The 20,874-nt window shown below is 60.5% G+C and carries 20 protein-coding genes; 8 read left to right on the plus strand and 12 right to left on the minus strand.

The window, feature by feature from the left end; all coding sequences use genetic code 11:
- Window positions 1–60 precede the first annotated feature (60 nt).
- The 3 genes from gltB (at window position 61) to ACJ8PL_RS18935 (ending at window position 6,599) form a co-directional block, all read left to right on the plus strand.
- Window positions 61–4,521, plus strand: a complete 4,461-nt coding sequence (gene gltB, locus ACJ8PL_RS18925; RefSeq protein WP_116403809.1) for a glutamate synthase large subunit — start codon at window positions 61–63, stop codon at window positions 4,519–4,521.
- Between the two features lie 14 nt (window positions 4,522–4,535).
- Complete coding sequence (locus ACJ8PL_RS18930) at window positions 4,536–5,954, plus strand: glutamate synthase small subunit (protein ID WP_016930196.1); 1,419 nt, start codon at window positions 4,536–4,538, stop codon at window positions 5,952–5,954.
- Between the two features lie 165 nt (window positions 5,955–6,119).
- Window positions 6,120–6,599, plus strand: a complete 480-nt coding sequence (locus ACJ8PL_RS18935; protein WP_049299898.1) for a hypothetical protein — start codon at window positions 6,120–6,122, stop codon at window positions 6,597–6,599.
- Window positions 6,600–6,661: 62 nt separating this feature from the next.
- On the opposite strand, the gene sspB is transcribed toward ACJ8PL_RS18935, so the two are convergent.
- The 5 genes from sspB to zapE all read right to left on the minus strand — a co-directional run bounded on the left by sspB (window position 6,662) and on the right by zapE (window position 10,363).
- On the minus strand, window positions 6,662–7,162 hold the full coding sequence (sspB, locus tag ACJ8PL_RS18940) for a ClpXP protease specificity-enhancing factor (RefSeq protein ID WP_004937084.1): 501 nt from the start codon (window positions 7,160–7,162) through the stop codon (window positions 6,662–6,664).
- 5 nt (window positions 7,163–7,167) lie between these two features.
- Window positions 7,168–7,809 (minus strand): stringent starvation protein SspA, encoded by a 642-nt coding sequence (sspA, locus tag ACJ8PL_RS18945; RefSeq protein ID WP_004937082.1) that lies wholly within the window; start codon window positions 7,807–7,809, stop codon window positions 7,168–7,170.
- Window positions 7,810–8,134: 325 nt separating this feature from the next.
- Window positions 8,135–8,527 (minus strand): 30S ribosomal protein S9, encoded by a 393-nt coding sequence (gene rpsI, locus ACJ8PL_RS18950; protein ID WP_004937080.1) that lies wholly within the window; start codon window positions 8,525–8,527, stop codon window positions 8,135–8,137.
- Between the two features lie 15 nt (window positions 8,528–8,542).
- Window positions 8,543–8,971 carry a 50S ribosomal protein L13 gene (rplM, locus tag ACJ8PL_RS18955; protein ID WP_004937079.1) on the minus strand — a complete coding sequence of 143 codons (429 nt, stop codon included), beginning with the start codon at window positions 8,969–8,971 and terminating at the stop codon, window positions 8,543–8,545.
- A gap of 264 nt (window positions 8,972–9,235) precedes the next feature.
- Window positions 9,236–10,363 carry a cell division protein ZapE gene (zapE, locus tag ACJ8PL_RS18960; protein WP_016930199.1) on the minus strand — a complete coding sequence of 376 codons (1,128 nt, stop codon included), beginning with the start codon at window positions 10,361–10,363 and terminating at the stop codon, window positions 9,236–9,238.
- A gap of 231 nt (window positions 10,364–10,594) precedes the next feature.
- Here zapE and zapG point away from each other — a divergent pair, with 231 nt between their 5' ends.
- From zapG to degS, 3 genes are all read left to right on the plus strand, one after another.
- A complete protein-coding gene (gene zapG, locus ACJ8PL_RS18965; RefSeq protein ID WP_004937074.1) occupies window positions 10,595–10,996 on the plus strand; it encodes a Z-ring associated protein ZapG in 402 nt (133 codons plus the stop codon).
- Window positions 10,997–11,176: 180 nt separating this feature from the next.
- Window positions 11,177–12,547, plus strand: a complete 1,371-nt coding sequence (gene degQ / locus ACJ8PL_RS18970; RefSeq protein WP_123867916.1) for a serine endoprotease DegQ — start codon at window positions 11,177–11,179, stop codon at window positions 12,545–12,547.
- Between the two features lie 88 nt (window positions 12,548–12,635).
- Window positions 12,636–13,694 (plus strand): outer membrane-stress sensor serine endopeptidase DegS, encoded by a 1,059-nt coding sequence (gene degS / locus ACJ8PL_RS18975; protein ID WP_016930201.1) that lies wholly within the window; start codon window positions 12,636–12,638, stop codon window positions 13,692–13,694.
- A 71-nt stretch (window positions 13,695–13,765) separates the two neighbouring features.
- Here the strand turns inward: degS and murA are convergent, their stop codons facing one another.
- From murA to mlaF, 7 genes are all read right to left on the minus strand, one after another.
- Window positions 13,766–15,025, minus strand: coding sequence for a UDP-N-acetylglucosamine 1-carboxyvinyltransferase (gene murA, locus ACJ8PL_RS18980; protein ID WP_004937068.1), 1,260 nt, complete (start codon window positions 15,023–15,025; stop codon window positions 13,766–13,768).
- Between the two features lie 55 nt (window positions 15,026–15,080).
- Complete coding sequence (gene ibaG, locus ACJ8PL_RS18985; protein WP_004937066.1) at window positions 15,081–15,335, minus strand: BolA family iron metabolism protein IbaG; 255 nt, start codon at window positions 15,333–15,335, stop codon at window positions 15,081–15,083.
- 140 nt (window positions 15,336–15,475) lie between these two features.
- Window positions 15,476–15,778, minus strand: a complete 303-nt coding sequence (gene mlaB / locus ACJ8PL_RS18990; RefSeq protein ID WP_016930202.1) for a lipid asymmetry maintenance protein MlaB — start codon at window positions 15,776–15,778, stop codon at window positions 15,476–15,478.
- Complete coding sequence (gene mlaC, locus ACJ8PL_RS18995) at window positions 15,778–16,407, minus strand: phospholipid-binding protein MlaC (RefSeq protein WP_004937063.1); 630 nt, start codon at window positions 16,405–16,407, stop codon at window positions 15,778–15,780. Before mlaC ends, mlaB begins: the two co-directional genes overlap by 1 nt.
- A gap of 14 nt (window positions 16,408–16,421) precedes the next feature.
- Window positions 16,422–16,970, minus strand: coding sequence for an outer membrane lipid asymmetry maintenance protein MlaD (gene mlaD / locus ACJ8PL_RS19000; protein WP_004937061.1), 549 nt, complete (start codon window positions 16,968–16,970; stop codon window positions 16,422–16,424).
- A 4-nt stretch (window positions 16,971–16,974) separates the two neighbouring features.
- A complete protein-coding gene (gene mlaE, locus ACJ8PL_RS19005) occupies window positions 16,975–17,757 on the minus strand; it encodes a lipid asymmetry maintenance ABC transporter permease subunit MlaE (protein ID WP_004937059.1) in 783 nt (260 codons plus the stop codon).
- 4 nt (window positions 17,758–17,761) lie between these two features.
- A complete protein-coding gene (gene mlaF / locus ACJ8PL_RS19010) occupies window positions 17,762–18,577 on the minus strand; it encodes a phospholipid ABC transporter ATP-binding protein MlaF (RefSeq protein WP_028127533.1) in 816 nt (271 codons plus the stop codon).
- Window positions 18,578–18,880: 303 nt separating this feature from the next.
- Between mlaF and ACJ8PL_RS19015 the strand changes: the two genes are divergently transcribed.
- Both ACJ8PL_RS19015 and kdsD read left to right on the plus strand, forming a co-directional pair.
- Window positions 18,881–19,858 (plus strand): calcium/sodium antiporter, encoded by a 978-nt coding sequence (locus ACJ8PL_RS19015; protein WP_261106412.1) that lies wholly within the window; start codon window positions 18,881–18,883, stop codon window positions 19,856–19,858.
- A 16-nt stretch (window positions 19,859–19,874) separates the two neighbouring features.
- Entirely contained in the window at window positions 19,875–20,861 is a 987-nt protein-coding gene (gene kdsD / locus ACJ8PL_RS19020) for an arabinose-5-phosphate isomerase KdsD (RefSeq protein ID WP_016930207.1), read from the plus strand.
- Window positions 20,862–20,874: the final 13 nt, after the last annotated feature.

The raw sequence follows: 20,874 nt of genomic DNA on the forward strand, positions 1-20,874 counted from the left end.
TTGGGAAGCCCCCTCGCAGTAGGTTGTGAGAGTCACGCAGAGCCTGGGGAGGTTCACGATATGTTGTACGATAAATCCCAAGAGAGGGACAACTGTGGTTTCGGCCTGATCGCCCACATAGAAGGCGAACCTAGCCACAAGGTGGTGCGCACCGCCATTCACGCGCTGGCCCGCATGCAGCACCGCGGCGCGATCCTCGCCGACGGCAAGACCGGCGACGGCTGCGGCCTGTTGCTGCAAAAACCCGATCGCTTCTTCCGCATGGTGGCGGAAGAGCGCGGCTGGCGTTTGGCCAAGAACTACGCCGTCGGCATGATGTTCCTCAGCCAGAATGAAGAGGAAGCGCGCCTCAGCCGCCGCATCGTGGAAGAAGAGCTGCAAAACGAAACGCTGTCGATCGTCGGCTGGCGTGAAGTGCCGACCAACCCGGACGTGCTGGGTGAAATCGCCCTCTCTTCCCTGCCGCGCATCGAGCAAATCTTCGTTAACGCCCCGGCCGGCTGGCGCCCGCGCGATATGGAGCGCCGCCTGTTCGTGGCGCGCCGACGCATCGAGAAACGGGTGCAGGATGACAGCTTCTACGTCTGCAGCTTCTCCAACCTGGTGACGATCTATAAAGGCCTGTGCATGCCTGCGGATCTGCCGCGCTTCTATCTCGATCTGGCGGACCTGCGCCTGGAGTCGGCCATTTGCCTGTTCCACCAGCGCTTCTCCACCAACACCGTGCCGCGCTGGCCGCTGGCTCAGCCGTTCCGCTACCTGGCGCACAACGGCGAAATCAACACCATCACCGGCAACCGCCAGTGGGCGCGCGCCCGTACCTATAAATTCCAAACGCCGCTGATCCCGGATCTGCAGGCCGCCGCGCCGTTCGTCAACGAAACCGGCTCCGACTCCAGCTCGCTGGACAACATGCTGGAGCTGCTGCTGGCGGGCGGGATGGATCTCATCCGCGCCATGCGCCTGCTGGTGCCGCCGGCCTGGCAGAACAACCCCGACATGGACGGCGATCTGCGCGCCTTCTTCGACTTCAACTCGATGCACATGGAGCCGTGGGACGGCCCGGCCGGCATCGTGATGTCCGACGGCCGCTACGCCGCCTGTAACCTCGATCGCAACGGCCTGCGCCCGGCGCGCTACGTGATCACCAAAGACAAGCTGATCACCTGCGCCTCCGAAGTCGGCATCTGGGATTACCAGCCGGATGAAGTGGTGGAAAAAGGCCGCGTCGGCCCCGGCGAGCTGATGGTGATCGACACCCGCAGCGGCCGCATTCTGCACTCGGCGGAAACCGACAACGATCTGAAAAGCCGCCACCCGTATAAAGAGTGGATGGAGAAAAACGTCAAACGCCTGGTGCCGTTCGAAGATCTGCCGGACGATCAGGTCGGCAGCCGCGAGCTCGACGACGCGCAGCTCGAAACCTACCAGAAACAGTTCGGCTACAGCAGCGAAGAGCTGGATCAGGTGATCCGCGTGCTGGGCGAGATTGGCCAGGAAGCCACCGGCTCGATGGGCGACGATACCCCGTTCGCCGTGCTCTCCAGCCGGCCGCGCATCGTTTACGACTACTTCCGCCAGCAGTTCGCGCAGGTCACCAACCCGCCGATCGATCCGCTGCGCGAAGCGCACGTCATGTCGCTGGCCACCAGTATCGGCCGTGAAATGAACGTGTTCTGCGAAGCCGAAGGCCAGGCGCACCGCCTGAGCTTCAAATCGCCGATCCTGCTGTACTCCGATTTCAAACAGCTCACCACGCTGGAAGGCGAATACTATCGCGCCGAGACGCTCGATCTGACCTTCGATCCGCAGCAGCAGGATCTGGAGCAAACCATTCGCGCCCTGTGCGACGAAGCGGAACGCAAGGTGCGCGAAGGCGCGGTGCTGTTGGTGCTGTCCGACCGCGCCATCGCGCCCGGCCGCCTGCCGGTACCGGCCCCGATGGCCGTTGGCGCCGTGCAGACCCGGCTGGTGGAGAAAAGCCTGCGCTGCGACGCCAACCTGATCGTTGAAACCGCCAGCGCCCGCGATCCGCACCACTTCGCTGTGCTGCTCGGCTTCGGCGCGACCGCCATCTACCCGTATCTGGCCTATGAAACCCTGGCCAAACTGGTGGACAGCCAGGCGATCGACAAGAAATACCGCGACGTGATGCTGAACTACCGCAACGGCATCAACAAAGGCCTGTACAAGATTATGTCCAAGATGGGCATCTCGACCATCGCCTCTTACCGCTGTTCCAAGCTGTTCGAAGCGGTCGGCCTGCACCGCGATCTGGCGGATCTGTGCTTCCAGGGCGTGGTCAGCCGCATCGGCGGCGCCAGCTTCAGCGACTTCCAGCAGGATCTGCAGAACCTTTCCAAGCGCGCCTGGCTGAAACGCAAGCCGCTGGAGCAAGGCGGCCTGCTGAAGTTCGTGCACGGCGGCGAATACCACGCCTACAACCCGGACGTGGTGAACTCGCTGCAAAAAGCGGTGCACAGCGGCGAGTACAGCGACTACCAGGCCTACGCCAAGCTGGTGAATGAGCGGCCGGTCGCCATGCTGCGCGATCTGCTGGCCATCACGCCGAAAGGCGAACCGATCCCGGTCGATCAGGTCGAGCCGGCGGAGTCTCTGTTCAAACGCTTCGACACGGCGGCGATGTCGATCGGCGCGCTGAGCCCGGAAGCGCACGAATCACTGGCGCTCGCCATGAACGGCCTCGGCGGCTTCTCCAACTCCGGCGAAGGCGGCGAAGATCCGGCGCGCTACCGCACCAACAAGGTGTCGCGCATCAAACAGGTGGCCTCCGGCCGCTTCGGCGTGACGCCGGCCTACCTGGTGAACGCCGACGTGATCCAGATTAAGGTGGCGCAAGGCGCCAAGCCGGGCGAAGGCGGCCAGTTGCCGGGCGATAAAGTCACCCCGTACATCGCCAGACTGCGTTACTCGGTGCCGGGCGTGACGTTGATCTCCCCGCCGCCGCACCACGACATCTACTCGATCGAAGATCTGGCGCAGCTGATCTTCGATCTGAAGCAGGTCAACCCGAAGGCGGTGATCTCGGTGAAACTGGTGTCCGAGCCGGGCGTGGGCACCATCGCCACCGGCGTGGCGAAAGCCTATGCCGATCTGATCACCATCGCCGGTTACGACGGCGGCACCGGCGCCAGCCCGCTGTCCTCGGTGAAATATGCCGGCTGCCCATGGGAACTGGGCCTGGTGGAAACCCAGCAGGCGCTGGTGGCCAACGGCCTGCGCCACAAGATCCGTCTGCAGGTGGACGGCGGTCTGAAAACCGGCGTGGACATCGTCAAAGCGGCGATCCTGGGTGCGGAAAGCTTCGGCTTCGGCACCGGGCCGATGGTGGCGCTGGGCTGTAAATACCTGCGCATCTGCCACCTCAACAACTGCGCGACCGGCGTTGCGACTCAGGACGACAAGCTGCGCCGCGATCACTACCACGGCCTGCCGGAACGCGTGACGAATTACTTCCAGTTTATCGCGCGTGAAACCCGCGAGATCATGGCACAACTAGGCGTGAGCCAACTGGTGGATCTGATCGGCCGCACCGAGTTCCTGACCGAGCTGGACGGCATTTCCGCCAAGCAGAACAAGCTGGATCTGTCGCCGTTGCTGACAACCGCCACGCCGCATCCGGGCAAAGCGGTGTACTGTACCGAAAGCAGCAACCCGGCGTTCGACAAGGGTCTGCTGAACAAAGAGTTGCTGGCGCAGGCGGAACCGTACATCGAAGCGAAGCAGGGTAAAACCTTCTACTTCGACATTCGCAACACCGACCGCTCCGTGGGCGCCATGCTGTCCGGCGCGATCGCCAACGTACACGGCGATCAGGGGATGGCAGCCGATCCGATCAAGGCGCACTTCTCCGGCACCGCCGGGCAGAGCTTCGGCGTCTGGAACGCCGGCGGCGTCGAGTTGACCCTGACCGGCGACGCCAACGACTATGTCGGCAAAGGCATGGCCGGCGGCAGCATCGCGGTGCGTCCGCCGATCGGCTCCGCCTTCCGCAGCCATGAAGCCAGCATCGTCGGCAACACCTGCCTGTACGGCGCCACCGGCGGCAAGCTGTTCGCCGCCGGCCGCGCGGGCGAACGCTTCGCGGTGCGCAACTCCGGCGCCATCACCGTGGTGGAAGGCATCGGCGACAACGGCTGCGAATACATGACCGGCGGCATCGTCTGCGTGCTGGGTAAAACCGGCATCAACTTCGGTGCCGGCATGACCGGCGGCTTCGCCTACGTGCTGGACGAAGACGGCGAGTTCCGCAAGCGCGTAAACCCGGAGCTGGTGGAAGTGCTGGATGTCGATCAGCTGGCGATCCATGAGGAGCACCTGCGCGGCCTGATCACCGAACACGTGCAGGCGACCGGCTCTTCCCGCGCGGAAGAGATCCTGGCCAACTGGCCGGAGTGGGCGCCGAAGTTCGCCCTGGTCAAACCGAAGTCCAGCGATGTCAAAGCGCTGTTGGGTCACCGTAGCCGTTCCGCAGCCGAGCTGCGGGTGCAGGCGCAGTAAGAGGTAGGTCATTAATGAGCCAGAACGTTTACCAATTTATCGACCTGCAGCGTGTTGATCCGCCAAAGAAACCGCTGAAGATCCGCAAAATCGAGTTCGTCGAGATCTACGAACCGTTTTCGGAAACCCAGGCCAAGGCCCAGGCGGACCGCTGTCTGTCCTGCGGCAACCCGTATTGCGAGTGGAAGTGCCCGGTGCACAACTACATCCCGAACTGGCTGAAACTGGCCAACGAAGGCCGCATCATGGAAGCGGCGGACCTGGCGCATCAGACCAACAGTCTGCCGGAAGTGTGCGGCCGCGTATGCCCGCAGGATCGCCTGTGCGAAGGCTCCTGCACTCTGAACGACGAGTTCGGCGCGGTCACCATCGGCAATATCGAGCGCTACATCAGCGATAAGGCCATCGAAATGGGCTGGAAGCCGGACATGTCTCACGTACAGCCGACCGGCAAGCGCGTGGCGATCGTCGGTGCCGGCCCTGCCGGGCTGGCCTGCGCCGACGTGCTGACCCGCAACGGCGTCAAAGCGGTGGTGTATGACCGTCATCCAGAGATCGGCGGCCTGCTGACCTTCGGCATCCCGGCTTTCAAGCTGGAAAAGGAAGTGATGGTCAAACGCCGCGGCATCTTCAGCGAGATGGGCATCGAGTTCCAGTTGAACACCGAAGTGGGCAAAGATGTCAGCATGGAGACTTTGCTGAGCGAGTACGATGCGGTGTTCCTCGGCGTCGGCACCTATCAGTCGATGCGCGGCGGCCTGGAGAATGAGGAAGCGCAGGGCGTGTACGACGCGCTGCCGTTCCTGATCGCCAACACCAAGCAGCTGATGGGGTATGAAACCGATCAGCACGAGCCTTACGTCAGCATGGAAGGCAAACGGGTGGTGGTGCTGGGCGGCGGCGATACCGCCATGGACTGCGTGCGCACCTCGGTGCGTCAGGGTGCAACGCAGGTCATCTGCGCCTACCGCCGCGACGAAGCCAACATGCCGGGCTCCAAACGCGAAGTGAAGAACGCCCGGGAAGAAGGGGTGGACTTCCAGTTCAACCTGCAGCCGCTGAGCATCGAACTGAACAGCGCCGGCCGCGTGGCCGGAGTGAAAATGGTGCGCACTCAGCTGGGCGCGCCGGATGCCAATGGCCGTCAGACGGCGGAGCAGGTGCCAGGTTCCGAACACGTGATCGACGCGGACGCGGTGGTGATGGCGTTCGGCTTCCGCCCGCACCGCATGGACTGGCTGGCGGCACACGATGTGCAGCTCGATAAACAGGGCCGCATCCTGGCGCCGGAAGGCAGCGACAACGCGTTCCAGACCAGCAACCCGAAAATCTTCGCCGGTGGTGACGCAGTGCGCGGATCTGACCTGGTAGTGACGGCGATCGCCGAAGGCCGTAAAGCGGCAGACGGCATCATGAACTACCTGGAAGTGTAAACCTTCCGTACCATCAGAGGCTCGGCATATTGCCGGGCCTCTGTTTTTAGCCTGCCACGCTTTGTAACAACCTCCCCTCTCCCCACCGCCTCAACGCGCTATAGTATTGAGTTAGCACCATTGCGGGGCGCGGCTGCGCCTGACACCGAGATAAGGATAGCGAACATGAAATGCTCCATTTCCCTGTTGGCCGGCGCGCTGCTGGCCGTCAGCTTCAGCGCTTCAGCCATGGCGCTGGATTCGCAGGAGGTTGGTTACAATATCGAAGCGCGCGGCGCACGGCCGGTCGTGGTGCAGTTGGGCAAGGCCGGGCAGTTCGGCGCCGTGGAAAACAGCATCCGGCTGGGGGACGACAGCTGGATTGCCCTGGCGCCCAAGTTGGCCGGCGGCGGCAATGCCGGCTTTACCGCCGGCATCAAATCGGCCCTCTCCGCGGCCCTGATCTACAATCCGGCGGCGGTGTTGCAGGCGCTCAACAAAGGCAACGATCTGCCGCTCAATGACATTTGCACCGCGCCGCCGGAGGTGCAAGGCGACACCGCCATCACCAGTTTCCGTGAGCGCGCAACCCACGCCCTATCTACCGTGCGCGTAGGCGATCTCAGCGCGCCGCGCGACGCCTGCATTGCCGCCTTGAAAGGCTGAGCGCGTCTGCCGGGCAAAAAAAAGCACCCCCATGGGGTGCTTTTTCGTTTGTTCTCACGGGGTTATTTCACCACGCGCAGCGCCGGGCGGCCACCGCGCGGCGGCTGCGGCGGTTCGTCATCCGGGCCGTTGTCTTCCGCGGTATCCGGGCGATCGCCGTCGATCACCGACATCAGGGTTTCCGAAGGGATCGTCTCATTGTCCAGACCTTCGAACACGCCTTCGCTTTCGTCGTAGGCGGCTTCCGGTTCGAACATCGTGCCGGCGCCGTTTTCACGCGCATAAATCGCCAGCACGGCGGCCATCGGCACCGAAACCTGACGCGGCACGCCGCCGAAGCGCGCGTTGAACTGCACGTCTTCGTTACCCAACGCCAGGTTGCCTACCGCGCGCGGCGCGATATTCAGCACGATCTGACCATCGCGCGCGAACTCCATCGGCACCTGCACGTCCGGGCGAGTCACGTCGACCACCAGGTGCGGCGTCAGTTGGTTATCCAGCAGCCAGTCGTAGAACGCCCGCAGCAGATACGGGCGACGCGGCGTCATCTGAGACATGTCCATCGCGCTTAGCCCCGGGTCTGCAGGCGCATTTCACGCTCGGCTTCGGTCAGGGAAGCCAGGAAGGCGTCGCGTTCGAAGACGCGGGTCATGTAGCCTTTCAGCTCTTTGGAACCGGCGCCGCTCAATTCGATGCCCAGCTGCGGCAGACGCCACAACAGCGGCGCCAGGTAGCAATCCACCAGGCTGAACTCTTCGCTCATGAAATACGGCGCCTGACCGAAGATAGGCGCGATCGCCAGCAGCTCTTCGCGCAGTTGGCGACGGGCGGATTCCGCTTCCTGGCCGCTGCTCTTCTCGATCTTGTCCATCAGCGAGTACCAGTTCTTCTCGATGCGCAGCATCATCAGACGGCTCTCACCACGGGCAACCGGGTAAACTGGCATCAGCGGCGGGTGCGGGAAGCGCTCATCCAGATATTCCATGATGATGCGGGATTCATACAGGGTCAGTTCGCGATCGACCAGCGTAGGCACCGTCTGGTAAGGGTTGAGGTCAATCAGATCTTGCGGCAGGTTATCCATTTCGACCTGCTCGATCTCGACGCTGACACCTTTCTCCGCCAGTACGATACGTACTTGATGGCTAAAAATGTCGGTCGGGCCAGAGAACAGCGTCATTACCGAACGTTTGTTGGCAGCGACAGCCATGAAAACCTCCAAGTTATCTAGAAAATACTGCGAATAGCCAACTGACAGGCTGCTATCCTGAATAATCTTGCCGCAGGCCGGCAGCACGCAGCGCGACCCGAGCCCATAAAAAACCGGCCCAGGAGGTCAACTGCACGGCGAACAGGCGCAAAAGTGGGTGATAGTTTACCAGATTCTGCTTGTTTTGTGGGGACGGTGCGGCGAATTCATGTTGAATTGTCTGATATGCCACAGATTTTAGTCGGGGACGGCGGATTTCAGGCGTAAAAAAACCCGGTGAAGCACCGGGTTTTTTGCGTAAATCGCACTGCCGAAGCAGCGAAAATTAACGCTTGGAGAACTGCGGACGACGACGTGCTTTACGCAGACCGACTTTCTTACGTTCAACCTGACGAGCGTCACGGGTGACGAAGCCAGCTTTACGCAGTTCAGAACGCAGAGTCTCATCGTATTCCATCAGTGCACGGGTGATACCGTGACGGATAGCGCCAGCTTGACCGGAGATACCACCACCTTTAACGGTGATGTACAGGTCCAGTTTGCCAACCATGTCGACCAGTTCCAGCGGCTGACGAACTACCATGCGGGCAGTTTCGCGACCGAAGTACTGTTCCAGGCTGCGCTGGTTGATAACGATGTTACCGTTGCCCGGCTTGATGAAGACGCGAGCGGCGGAGCTTTTGCGGCGACCAGTGCCGTAGTATTGATTTTCAGCCATTGCCATTAATCCCGATTAAATGTCCAGAACTTGCGGTTGCTGTGCCGCGTGATTGTGCTCGGTGCCCGCGTAAACTTTCAGTTTACGGAACATAGCACGACCCAGCGGGCCCTTTGGCAGCATGCCTTTAACCGCGATTTCAATCACGCGCTCAGGACGGCGGGCAATCATCTCTTCAAAGGTCGCTTGCTTGATACCACCGATGTGGCCGGTGTGGTGGTAGTACACTTTGTCTGTACGCTTGTTGCCGGTTACAGCAACTTTGTCAGCGTTCAGAACGATGATGTAATCACCGGTATCCACGTGCGGGGTGTATTCCGCTTTATGCTTGCCGCGCAGGCGACGAGCCAGTTCAGTAGCGAGACGGCCTAAAGTTTTACCATCTGCATCAACAACGTACCAGTCGCGTTTTACGGTTTCTGGTTTAGCTGTAAAAGTTTTCATTAGAAAGCTTACCCAATAATTAGTTACACGTTGGTGAACACCCAAACGCTCGAAAACAGTTGAGGCTCACACGACCATACAAGTCCAGCAAACCTACCCCTTCGAATAGCCATTGCCGGCACTATAAAGTTTTTGGGAAAAAAAACTTTGTTGTAACGTGGGGTCGCAAGATTATAGAGAAGTCGCTCACAAAGATCGAACGGTTTTTGAATGGAAAATAAATTTATCGCCGGCGGCGGACAACCGGCGATAGGCCCGGCGGGCTCAGGGCAGATGCGGCAGCTTGAGGTACTCTTCGCTCTGCATTTCCTGCAGGCGCGACAGGCAGCGCTGGAATTCAAATTTCAGCTGCACCCCCTGATAGATCTCGAACATCGACGCTTCGGCGCCGATCACCAGCTTGATGTGCCGCTCGTAGAATTCATCCACCAGCGCCAGGAAACGGCGCGCGGTATTCTCTTTCAGCGGCCCCATCACCTGCACATTATACAGGATCACGCTGTGGTACAGCCGCGACAGCGCGATGTAGTCCAGCTGGCTGCGCGCCTCTTCGCACAGCGTGTGGAAATCCACCGCCAGCACGCCGTCCACCGAACGGATCGCCTGCAGCGGCCGATGGTTAATCTGCAGCACCGGCGCGTCCTCCCCCGCCTTGCCCGCCAGCTTGACGAACATCCGATCCAGCGCCTCGCGCGTCTGGTCGCTCAGCGGCGTCAGGTAGAGGTGCGCCTGGGTCAGGGTGCGCAGACGATAGTCGATGCCGGCGTCGACGTTCATCACGTCGCAGTACTCGTTGATCAGATCGATAGCCGGCAGGAAACGCGCCCGCTGCAGGCCGTTGCGGTACAGATCGTCCGGCGGGATGTTCGACGTGGCCACCAGCGTGATGCCGCGCGCGAACAGCGCCTGCAGCAGCGTGGCCAACAGCATGGCGTCGGTGATGTCGGAGACGAAGAATTCGTCGAAGCACAACACGTCGGTCTCGGCCTTGAAGCCGTCGGCGACGATTTCCAGCGGGTTTTCCCGCCCCTGCAACTCGGTCAGCTCTTCATGCACCCGCAGCATGAAGCGGTGGAAGTGCAGGCGCATTTTGCGATCGCCCGGCAGACTGTGGAAGAACATATCCATCAACCAGGTTTTGCCGCGCCCGACGCCGCCCCACATGTACAGCCCCTGCACCGGGCGCTGAGGCGCCGTTTCGCCGCCCTTGCCCAGCAAGCGGCTGAGCTTGCCGCGCAGCCCGCCGGCCGGCGCGCTCGCCGCCGGCTTTTGCAGCAGAGCCTGATAAATGCGATCCAGTTGAGTGACGGCCCGGCGTTGAACCTCATCGGCCTGATATTCCCCCGCCTCCAGCGCCTGCTGGTAGCGAGATAACGGTGATAGTGCCTGCATCTGTTCGATGTTCCCTAAGAACGCTTAGAAATTATTTAGCCAACGTTGGCGGCAAGTTGATGCCGATTCGCACCGTTATCGCCACAAATGCCCGCTGCGGGCGCCGCTGAAAACCCTGTGAAAACCAGGTGGAAGCGCATCAGGATTCCACTCGGACAAGGTTAACGGTTATAGTGGATATTATTAAGTGAAAAATCCCTGCGGAACAACGAAGTCAAAATAGGAGTCATCATGACCTGGGAGTATGCGCTGATTGGTTTGGTCGTCGGTATCGTGATTGGTGCGGTGGCGATGCGTTTTGGCAACCGTAAATTACGTCAACAACAAGTCCTGCAGAACGAGCTGGACAAGAGCAAAACCGAGCTGGAAGAGTACCGTCAGGAGCTGGTCGGCCACTTTGCCCGCAGCGCCGAGCTGCTGGACAACATGGCGCGCGATTATCGCCAGCTGTATCAGCACATGGCGAAAAGCTCCAACAACCTGCTGCCGGATCTGCCGATGCAGGAGAACCCGTTCCGCTATCGCCTGACCGAAGCGGAAGCGGACAACGATCAGGCGCCGGTGGAAATGCCGCGCGACTATTCTGAAGGGGCCTCCGGCCTGCTGCGCGGTCAAAGCGCACGCCGCGACTGATATTCTTTCTTCGCCCGCGGGGCCACCCGCGGGGTTAATCCCGTTTGCGCCATATTGACCTTCCTTCGCATTACCTTTACTGAACTTTGCACGCAAATTCACGGTCTTACCCTTCACTATGACAAGGCGATTGCCTTATCATCAAATTTTCATCGGCAGGTATTGAGAGAGTTATCATCAATGAAGAAAAAGTCGTTAATTCTTAGTGCATTGGCAATGAGCCTCGGCCTGGCGCTCAGCGCCGCACCGGCGGCCAACGCGGCCCTGCCCGTCGCCGTGCAGGGGCAGCCGCTGCCGAGCCTGGCGCCGATGCTGGAAAAAGTCTTGCCCGCCGTAGTGAGCGTGCATGTCGCAGGCACCCAGGTGCAGCGTCAACAGCTGCCGGAAGAGTTCAGACGCTTCTTCGGCCCCAATTTCCCCGGCCAACAGCAGAGCTCCCGCCCGTTTGAAGGGTTGGGATCCGGCGTGATCATCGACGCCGCCAAGGGCTACGTGCTAACCAACAACCACGTCATCAACAACGCCGACAAAATCCGCGTGCAGTTGAACGACGGCCGCGAGCTGGACGCCAAGCTGGTAGGGCGCGATGAACAATCCGACATCGCCCTGCTGCAGCTCAGCGATACCAAAAACCTGACCGCCATCAAGATGGCCGATTCCGACAAGCTGCGCGTCGGCGACTTCGCCGTGGCGGTCGGCAACCCGTTCGGCCTGGGCCAAACCGCCACCTCCGGCATCATCTCGGCGCTGGGCCGCACCGGCCTGAATCTGGAAGGGCTGGAAAACTTCATTCAGACCGACGCCTCCATCAACCGCGGCAACTCCGGCGGCGCGCTGGTTAACCTGAACGGCGAACTGATCGGCATCAATACCGCCATTCTGGCGCCGAGCGGCGGCAACGTCGGCATCGGCTTCGCCATTCCGAGCAATATGGCGCAGAACCTGAGCCAACAGCTGATCGAATTCGGCGAAGTGAAACGCGGCCTGCTTGGCATCAAGGGCAGTGAAATGACCCCGGACATGGCCAAAGCCTTCAACACCGACGCGCAGCGCGGCGCCTTCGTCAGCGAAGTGTTGCCGAAATCTGCCGCCGCCAAGGCCGGCATCAAAGCCGGGGATATTCTGGTTTCCGTCGACGGCAAACCGGTGAACAGTTTTGCCGAACTGCGCGCCAAGGTCGGCACCACCGCACCGGGCAAAACCCTCAAGGTAGGCCTGCTGCGCGACGGTAAACCGCAGGAAGTCTCGGTCACGCTGGACAACAGCGAGAGCGCCTCGACCAACGCCGAAACGCTGTCGCCGGCGCTGCAGGGGGTATCCCTCAGCAACGGCGCGCTGCCGAGCGGCGACAAGGGCGTGAAGGTGGAGAACGTGGATAAAGGCTCGACGGCGGCGCAAATCGGCCTGCAAAAAGGCGACGTGATCATCGGCGTCAACCGCCAGCGCGTAGACAGTATCACCGCACTGCGCAAGGTGCTGGAAGCCAAACCACCGGTGATGGCGCTCAATATCGTGCGCGGTAACGAAACCATTTATCTGCTGCTGCGTTAATTTGTGCAAAAACCGGGCTCGGTGACATACTGCGCCCGGTTAACTCATGCTATCCTCCGAACATCGTTCACCACACCACGAAAACTCCATGTTTGCTAAGCTCTTGCGTTCTGTCGTTATCGGTCTCATCGTTGCCGGCCTGTTGTTGGCCGCTCTGCCCATGCTGCGTTCTTCCAACGGTCTGTTTGCAGAGAAAACCGAGAATACCAGCGACGAAACGCCGGTGAGCTACAACAAGGCGGTGCGCCGCGCCGCCCCTGCCGTGGTGAACATCTACAACCGCAACCTGAACGGCGCCGCCAACGTGCTGTCGCTCGGTTCCGGCGTGATCATGAACGAACGCGGCTATATCATCACCAACCGCCACGTGATCAAAGACGCACAGCAGATCACCGTGGTGTTGCAGGATGGCCGCCGTTACGAAGCGCTGCTGGTGGGCTCCGACGGCCTGACCGATTTGGCGGTGCTGAAGATCGATCCCGGCAACCTGCCGGTGATCCCGACCAACAAAAACCGCGTTGCCCACGTCGGCGATGTGGTGCTGGCGATCGGCAACCCGTATAACCTGGGGCAGACCGTCACTCAGGGCATCCTCAGCGCCACCGGGCGCATCAGTATGAGCACCACCGGCCGGCAGACGTTCCTGCAGACCGACGCCTCAATCAACCGCGGCAACTCCGGCGGCGCGCTGGTCAACTCGCTGGGTGAGCTGATCGGTATCAACACCCTGACCTATGACAAAATCACCGACGGCGAAACGCCGGAAGGGCTGGGCTTTGCGATCCCGATCGAACTGGCCACCAAGATCATGGACAAGCTGATCCGTGACGGCCGCGTTATCCGCGGCTATTTCGGTATTCAGGGCAAGGAGATCATTCCGCTGCGCTCGTCCAATTCCGGCATCGATCGCCTGCAGGGCATCATCGTGACCGAGATTACGCCGAACGGCCCGGCGAGCAACGCCGGCTTCCAGATCAACGACATCATCATCAACGTGGATAACAAACCGGCGGTGTCCGTGCTGGAGACCATGGATCAGGTGGCGGAGATCAGACCGGGCACCGAGATACCGGTTATCGTGCTGCGCGACGGCAAACGCATTACGTTGAAAATGACGGTGGGTGAATTCCCGGAAGACAGCAATTAAAAAAGGGCCGGCATTGATAACCGGCCCTTTGCTATTCATCCTACCGACGCAGCCGCACCGGCGCTAATGACTTACTCGCCTTTCACGCGTTCGATGTTCGCACCCAGCGCGCGCAGCTTGTCTTCAATACGCTCATAGCCGCGATCGATGTGATAGATGCGATCGACGACGGTCACGCCGTCGGCGATGCAGCCGGCGATCACCAGGCTGGCGGAAGCGCGCAGATCGGTAGCCATCACTTGAGCACCGGACAGCTGTTCAACGCCATGGCAGATCACGGTGTTGCTCTCGATCTCCGCGTGCGCGCCCATGCGGATCAATTCCGGCACGTGCATGAAGCGATTTTCGAAGATGGTTTCGGTGATAACGCCAGTGCCTTCCGCCACCAGGTTCAGCAGGCTGAACTGGGCCTGCATGTCGGTCGGGAAGCCCGGGTGCGGCGCGGTGCGCACGGTGACCGCTTTCGGGCGTTTGCCGTGCATGTCCAGGCTGATCCAGTCTTCGCCCACTTCGATATCGGCACCGGCTTCGCGCAGCTTGGCCAGCACCGCATCCAGCGTGTCCGGACGGGTGTTGCGGCACATCACTTTGCCGCCGGAAACCGCGGCGGCGATCAGGAAGGTGCCGGTCTCGATGCGGTCAGGCAGCACGCGGTACACGCCGCCGCCCAGACGCTCGACGCCCTCGATGGTGATCTTGTCACTGCCGGCGCCGCTGATCTTCGCGCCCAGCGTGTTGAGGAAGTTGGCGGTATCGACAATTTCCGGCTCACGCGCGGCGTTTTCGATAACGGTGGTGCCGGTCGCCAGGGTCGCGGCGCTCATGATGGTCACGGTCGCGCCCACGCTCACCTTGTCCATGACGATGTGCGCGCCCTTCAGACGGCCCTCGACGGACGCCTTGACGTAGCCTTCTTCCAGCTTGATCTCGGCGCCCAACTGCTCCAGGCCGGTGATGTGCAGATCGACCGGACGCGCGCCAATCGCGCAGCCGCCCGGCAGGGAAACCTGGCCACGGCCGAAACGCGCCACCAGCGGCCCCAGCGCCCAAATGGAAGCGCGCATGGTTTTCACCAGATCGTAAGGGGCGCAAAACTCGTTCACGCCGCTGGCGTCCACGAAGACCGAACCGTTGCGCTCAATCTTGGTACCCAACTGGTTGAGTAGTTTAATGGTGGTGTCGATGTCCTTCAGCTTGGGGACATTCTGCAGCTCGACCGGCTCTTCCGCCAACAGGGCGGCGAACAGGATCGGCAGGGCGGCGTTTTTGGCCCCGGAAATAGACACTTCACCGCTCAGGCGGGTCCGACCCTGCACACGAAATTTATCCATCTGACTACTCTCTGTTATCTAATCTGAAGCTGTCCGCCCGGCAGGGCAAACAGCCTTAAAATCCGTTGAGTTTGCGGTCTCGCTGCCACTCTTCAGGGGTGTACGCCTTAATAGACAAGGCATGAATGCGGTTGTCCGCAATGTATTCCATCAGCGGTGCGTAAACCGTCTGCTGTTTTTTGACGCGGCTCATGCCGGCGAACAGTTCACCGACCACAATCGCCTGAAAATGGCTACCGTCGCCCGTCACATGTACTTCATCCAGTGCCAATGCCTGCATCAGCACGTCTTTAATCTCGTTGGTTTCCATAGTATCCAGTTCTGCCGCTAAAGGATCATAAACAGCCTAGTATCTTAGTGGAATACGATGTTTTCTTAAACTAAAGAAAAAGCCCCTGCATAACAGGGGCTTTGTATCGTTTTGCCACGCAAGAGCGGCGTAAAACGCCGCTAACCGGCGGTATCGACAGGCATTATCGCCTGCAGGTTGTAGAGCGCGATCAGCGTTTTCAGGCGCTCGGTGGCGCCGAAAATTTTCAGCGCTACGCCGCGCTCGCGCTGCTCTTCCTGCAGATGCAGCAACAGCGCCAGCCCGGCGGAGTCCACGCGCTGCAGTTGCGCCACGTCGATCGCGGTTTTATCCGCCATCAGCGCGTCGCGCTGCCGCCACAGCGGCTGCAGCGTTTCCCGATCCAGTTCACCGCGCAGGATCAGCGTCTGCTGCTCTGATTCGAAGCTGAGCGCTGCCGACATCAGTTTTTCTTGTCCAGCGTGATAGGCTGCGCGGCGGCGGCCTGCAGCTGTTTGGTCAGGCCGTCGATGCCCTGAGTACGCAGCGTAGACGCCCACTCATTTTGCTTGGTGGTGATCATGCTGACGCCTTCGGCGATCATGTCATACGCCTGCCAGTAGCCGGTTTTGCTGTTCTTGCGCCATTGGAAATCCAGACGCACCGGCGGACGGCCACCGTTGTCGATGATGGTGACGCGAATAGCCACGATGTCGGCATTGCCCAGCGGCTGTTCAGGCGCGATCTGGTAAGTCTGGCCGTGATACATCGCCAGCGCCTGGCCGTAAGCCTGCTCCAGGTAAGCCTGGAAGGCGGTGAAGTAAGCTTCGCGCTGCGCAGGCGTTGCCTCTTTGTAGTAACGCCCCAGCACCAGCGCGCCAGCGTATTTCACCTGCACGAACGGCATCAGTTCCTGATGCACGATGGCACGCAGGTAGTTCGGGTCCTGCTTGATCTTCGGCTGTTCGTTCTTCAAACGGCTGAAAGTCTTCTGCGCCGCTTCTTGCATCATGCTGTAAGGATTGGTTTGGTCGGCTGCGCTCGCCAGCGGTGCAACCACCAGCAGAGCCACCATCAGTAAACGTTTAAACATGCAGGTATCCTCTTTTAATGATTTGGAACAGCGGGTTGCGGTGCGGCGCCGGCAGCCGGCTCAGCGGCCGCGTCTCCCGATTTGGCGCTGTCCTGACCGCCGCTTTTATACAGGAACTGGCCGATCAGGTCTTCCAGAACCATGGCTGATTTGGTGTCCTGAATGGTGCCGCCATCTTTCAGGATGGTGGTGCCCATATCAGGATCTTCGAAGCCCACGTTAAGCGCCAGATATTGCTCGCCCAGCAGGCCGGAGGTGCGGATCGCCAGCGAGCTGGTATCCGGGATTTGGTCGTACTTTTTCTGGATATCCAGCGCCACGCGCGGCGTGTAGGTTTTCGAATCGAGTTCGATGTCCGCCACGCGGCCGATCACCACGCCGCCAATCTTCACCGGCGAACGCGGTTTCAGGCCGCCGATGTTGTCGAACGTCGCGTAAATGCGGTAGGTCGGCTCGCTGCCGATCGATTTAAGGTTCGCCACCTGCAGGCAGATAAACACGATGGCGCACAGCGCGATCAGCATAAATGCCCCAACCCAGATTTCACTCTTCTTCGTTTGCATCGAATCAATTCCCAAACATCAGTGCGGTCAGCACGAAATCCAATCCCAACACCGCCAGTGACGAATGCACCACGGTACGCGTCGTCGCCCGGCTAATCCCTTCAGAGGTAGGCACGGCGTCGTACCCATTGAAAATGGCAATCCAGGTTACGGTAATGGCGAATACCACGCTTTTGATCAGGCAGTTGAGCAGATCTTTTTTCCACTCCACGGCGCCCTGCATCGCCGACCAGAAGAAGCCGCTGTCGATGCCTTTCCAGTCCACGCCGACCACCGAGCCGCCCCAAATGCCGATCGCCACGAAAATGATGGTCAATAGCGGCATGCTGATCAGCCCGGCCCAGAAGCGCGGCGCCACGATGCGCCGCAGCGGATCGACCGCCATCATTTCCAGGCTGGAGATCTGCTCCGTCGCCTTCATCAGGCCGATTTCCGCCGTGAGCGCGGAACCGGCGCGGCCGGCGAACAGCAGCGCCGTGACCACCGGCCCCAGTTCGCGCAGCAGCGACAGCGCCACCATCATGCCGAGGCTGGCCTCGGCGCTGTAGGTGGTGAGCACGATATAACCCTGCAGGCCCAGCACCATGCCGATAAACAGCCCGGAGACCATGATGATCAGCAGCGACTGCACGCCGACGCTGTAGAGCTGTTTCAACAGCAGCGGCCACTGCTTGCCGGGTTCCGGCCGGCCAATCAACGCGTTGAACAGCATCAACCCCGCGCGGCCGAAGCTGGCGCTGGTGTTGATGCCACTGCGCCCCAACGACGCTAACGCTCTTAATAACATGAGCTTATTTACTCCCTAAGCCTAGCAGTTCGGTCTGATAATCCCCGGCCGGATAGCGGAACGGCACCGGCCCATCCGCTATACCATCCAGGAACTGGCGCACGCGCGCATCAGGATTGTTCTGCAATTGCTGCGTGGTGCCTTCGGCGATCACCCGGTGGTCGGCCACGATGTAGGCGTAGTCGGCGATGCTCAGCACCTCCGGTACGTCGTGCGACACCACGATGCAGGTAATGCCCAGCGCATGGTTCAGCTCATCGATCAGCTTGACCAGCACTCCCATGGTGATCGGATCCTGGCCAACGAAAGGTTCGTCGAACATGATCATTTCCGGGTCCAGCGCGATCGCGCGCGCCAACGCCGCCCGGCGCGCCATGCCGCCGGAAAGCTCGTTGGGCATCAGCTGAGCCGCGCCGCGCAGCCCCACCGCTTCCAGCTTCATCAGCACCGTGCTGCGCAACAAAGGCTCCGGCAGGTTGCTGTGCTCGCGCAGCGGGTAGGCCACGTTTTCGAATACGGTCAAATCGGTAAACAGCGCGCCAGACTGGAACAGCATGCTCATTTTTTTGCGCGCGTCGTATAACTGACGGCGGGACAACGCGGGAATGTTGTCGCCGTCGAACCAAATCTCCCCGCTGTCCGGCGCCAGCTGGCCGCCTATCAGGCGCAGCAGCGTGGTTTTGCCGATGCCCGATGGCCCCATGATCGCCGTGACCTTACCGCGAGGCACCGTCAGGTTGATGTCTTCAAATATCCGTCGGTCGCCGCGCGAGAAGCTCATGTCGCGCACTTCGACCAAATTATCTGCCTTTTGGAGCATGTTAATGGACCCTTTACGACTCATCTTTTGCTGAATCTACCCGTGATGTTAAAGCAATGGGCGCAATCCGTCTCATCTTTACAAAAACTTACTGCCATTTCGCAACCAATGGTGCCATTGGTTTTACTTTTCCGCGCCACCCGGTCAAAATTGGCGCCATAACGAAAAAAAACGAAACTGTTCAACTATTAGCCGGGGAAAACCGTTGCTGCGGCTCAAACGCGCGCAACGGAGGGCAAGCAATACCGCCGCATTGACGGCTTTAACCAACGAACCGGGATAATACCCGACAAAGGACCCTGCATGTTTCTCGCGATAGCATTATTAATCGTTGGTTTATTTCTACTGGTGTACGGTGCAGACCGCTTAGTTTATGGTGCTGCCGTGATTTCCCGCTCGCTCGGCGTACCGCCGTTGATCATCGGCATGACCATCGTCGGCATCGGCACTTCGCTGCCGGAGCTGATCGTGTCCACCACCGCCGCGCTGAACGGGCAGATAGATATGGCCGTTGGCAACGTAGTCGGTTCCAACATCACCAACATTTTATTGATCCTGGGCGTGGCGGCGTTGATTCACCCGCTGGCCGCGCGCTCTGAGATACTGCGGCGCGAACTGCCGCTGATGTTAGCGGTCACAGTATTATGCGGTTTCGTGTTGATGGACGGCACCCTGAGCAGGCTGGACGGCGTGATGCTGCTGGCCGCCGCCGCCGGCTTCATCCTGCTGATGCTGAAAATCGCCCGGCTGGCGCAGCGCGAGGGCAGCGACAGCCTGACTATGGAGCAGATCGCCGAGCTGCCGCAGGACAGCAGCAATACCGTGGCGGTGCTGTGGCTGGTGCTGGCGTTTATCATTCTGCCGCTCTCTTCCAGAATGGTGGTCGATAACGCGACGGTGATCGCGCACTATTTCGGCCTGAGCGAACTGGTGGTCGGTTTGACCATTATCGCCATCGGCACCAGCCTGCCCGAACTGGCCACCTCCATCGCCGGGGCGCTGAAGGGCGAGGATGATATGGCGATTGGTAATATCATCGGCTCCAATATTTTCAACACGGTGATCGTGCTGGGCGTACCCGCCCTGCTGTCGCCGGGCAGCGTAGACACCGCCGCTTTCCAGCGCGATTACTGGGTGATGCTGGCGGCCAGCGTGCTGCTGAGCGTGCTGTGCATCGGCCGCAAACATCGCATCGGCCACCTGGCGGGCGCGCTGTTATTATGCGGCTTTATTGCGTATCTTGCGGTGCTGTTCTTTAACCCTTTCAGTACTTTCGGCTAAACCGACGGGAATGAGTATGTCGAACATTGAGTTGCAACCGGGCTTCGATTTTCAACAGGCCGGTAAAGAAGTGCTTCAGATAGAGCGTGAAGGGCTGGCCCAGCTCGATCGCTACATCAACGCAGACTTCACCCGCGCCTGCGAAACGATCGCCGCCTGCGGCGGCAAAGTGGTGGTGATGGGCATGGGCAAATCCGGCCATATCGGCTGCAAGATCGCCGCGACCTTCGCCAGCACCGGCACGCCCTCATTCTTCGTTCATCCGGCGGAGGCCAGCCATGGCGATTTGGGCATGGTCACCCCGCAGGACATCGTGCTCGCCATCTCCAACTCCGGCGAGTCCAGCGAGATCCTGGCGCTGATCCCGGTGTTGAAACGCCAACAGATCACCCTCATCTGTATGACCAACAATCCGGAAAGCGCGATGGGTAAAGCGGCGGATATCCACCTGTGCATCAAGGTGCCGCAGGAAGCGTGCCCGCTGGGGCTGGCGCCGACCACCAGCACCACCGCCACGCTGGTGATGGGCGATGCGCTGGCCGTTGCGCTGCTGAAAGCGCGCGGTTTCACGCCGGAAGATTTCGCGCTGTCGCATCCGGGCGGCGCACTCGGCCGCAAACTGCTGCTGCGGGTTAGCGATATCATGCACAGCGGCGATGAAATACCCCACGTCAGCGCCGACGCCTCGTTGCGCGACGCGTTGCTGGAAATTACCCGCAAAAATCTGGGCCTGACGGTGATCTGCGACGATTTGATGAAAATCGCCGGCATCTTTACCGATGGCGACCTGCGCCGGGTGTTCGACATGGGCATCAACCTGCACGAGGCGAAGATCGCCGATGTCATGACGCCGGGCGGCGTGCGGGTGCGCCCCAACCTCCTGGCAGTCGATGCATTGAACCTGATGCAACAACGCCACATCACCGCGCTGCTGGTTGCCGATGGCGACCAGTTGCTGGGTGTGGTACATATGCATGACATGCTGCGCGCCGGCGTCGTTTAATTAAGGAATAGAA

It is taken from the genome of Serratia sp. CY83965 (genome assembly GCF_052166375.1).
In the GTDB taxonomy this organism is placed as follows: Bacteria; Pseudomonadota; Gammaproteobacteria; order Enterobacterales; family Enterobacteriaceae; genus Serratia; species Serratia marcescens.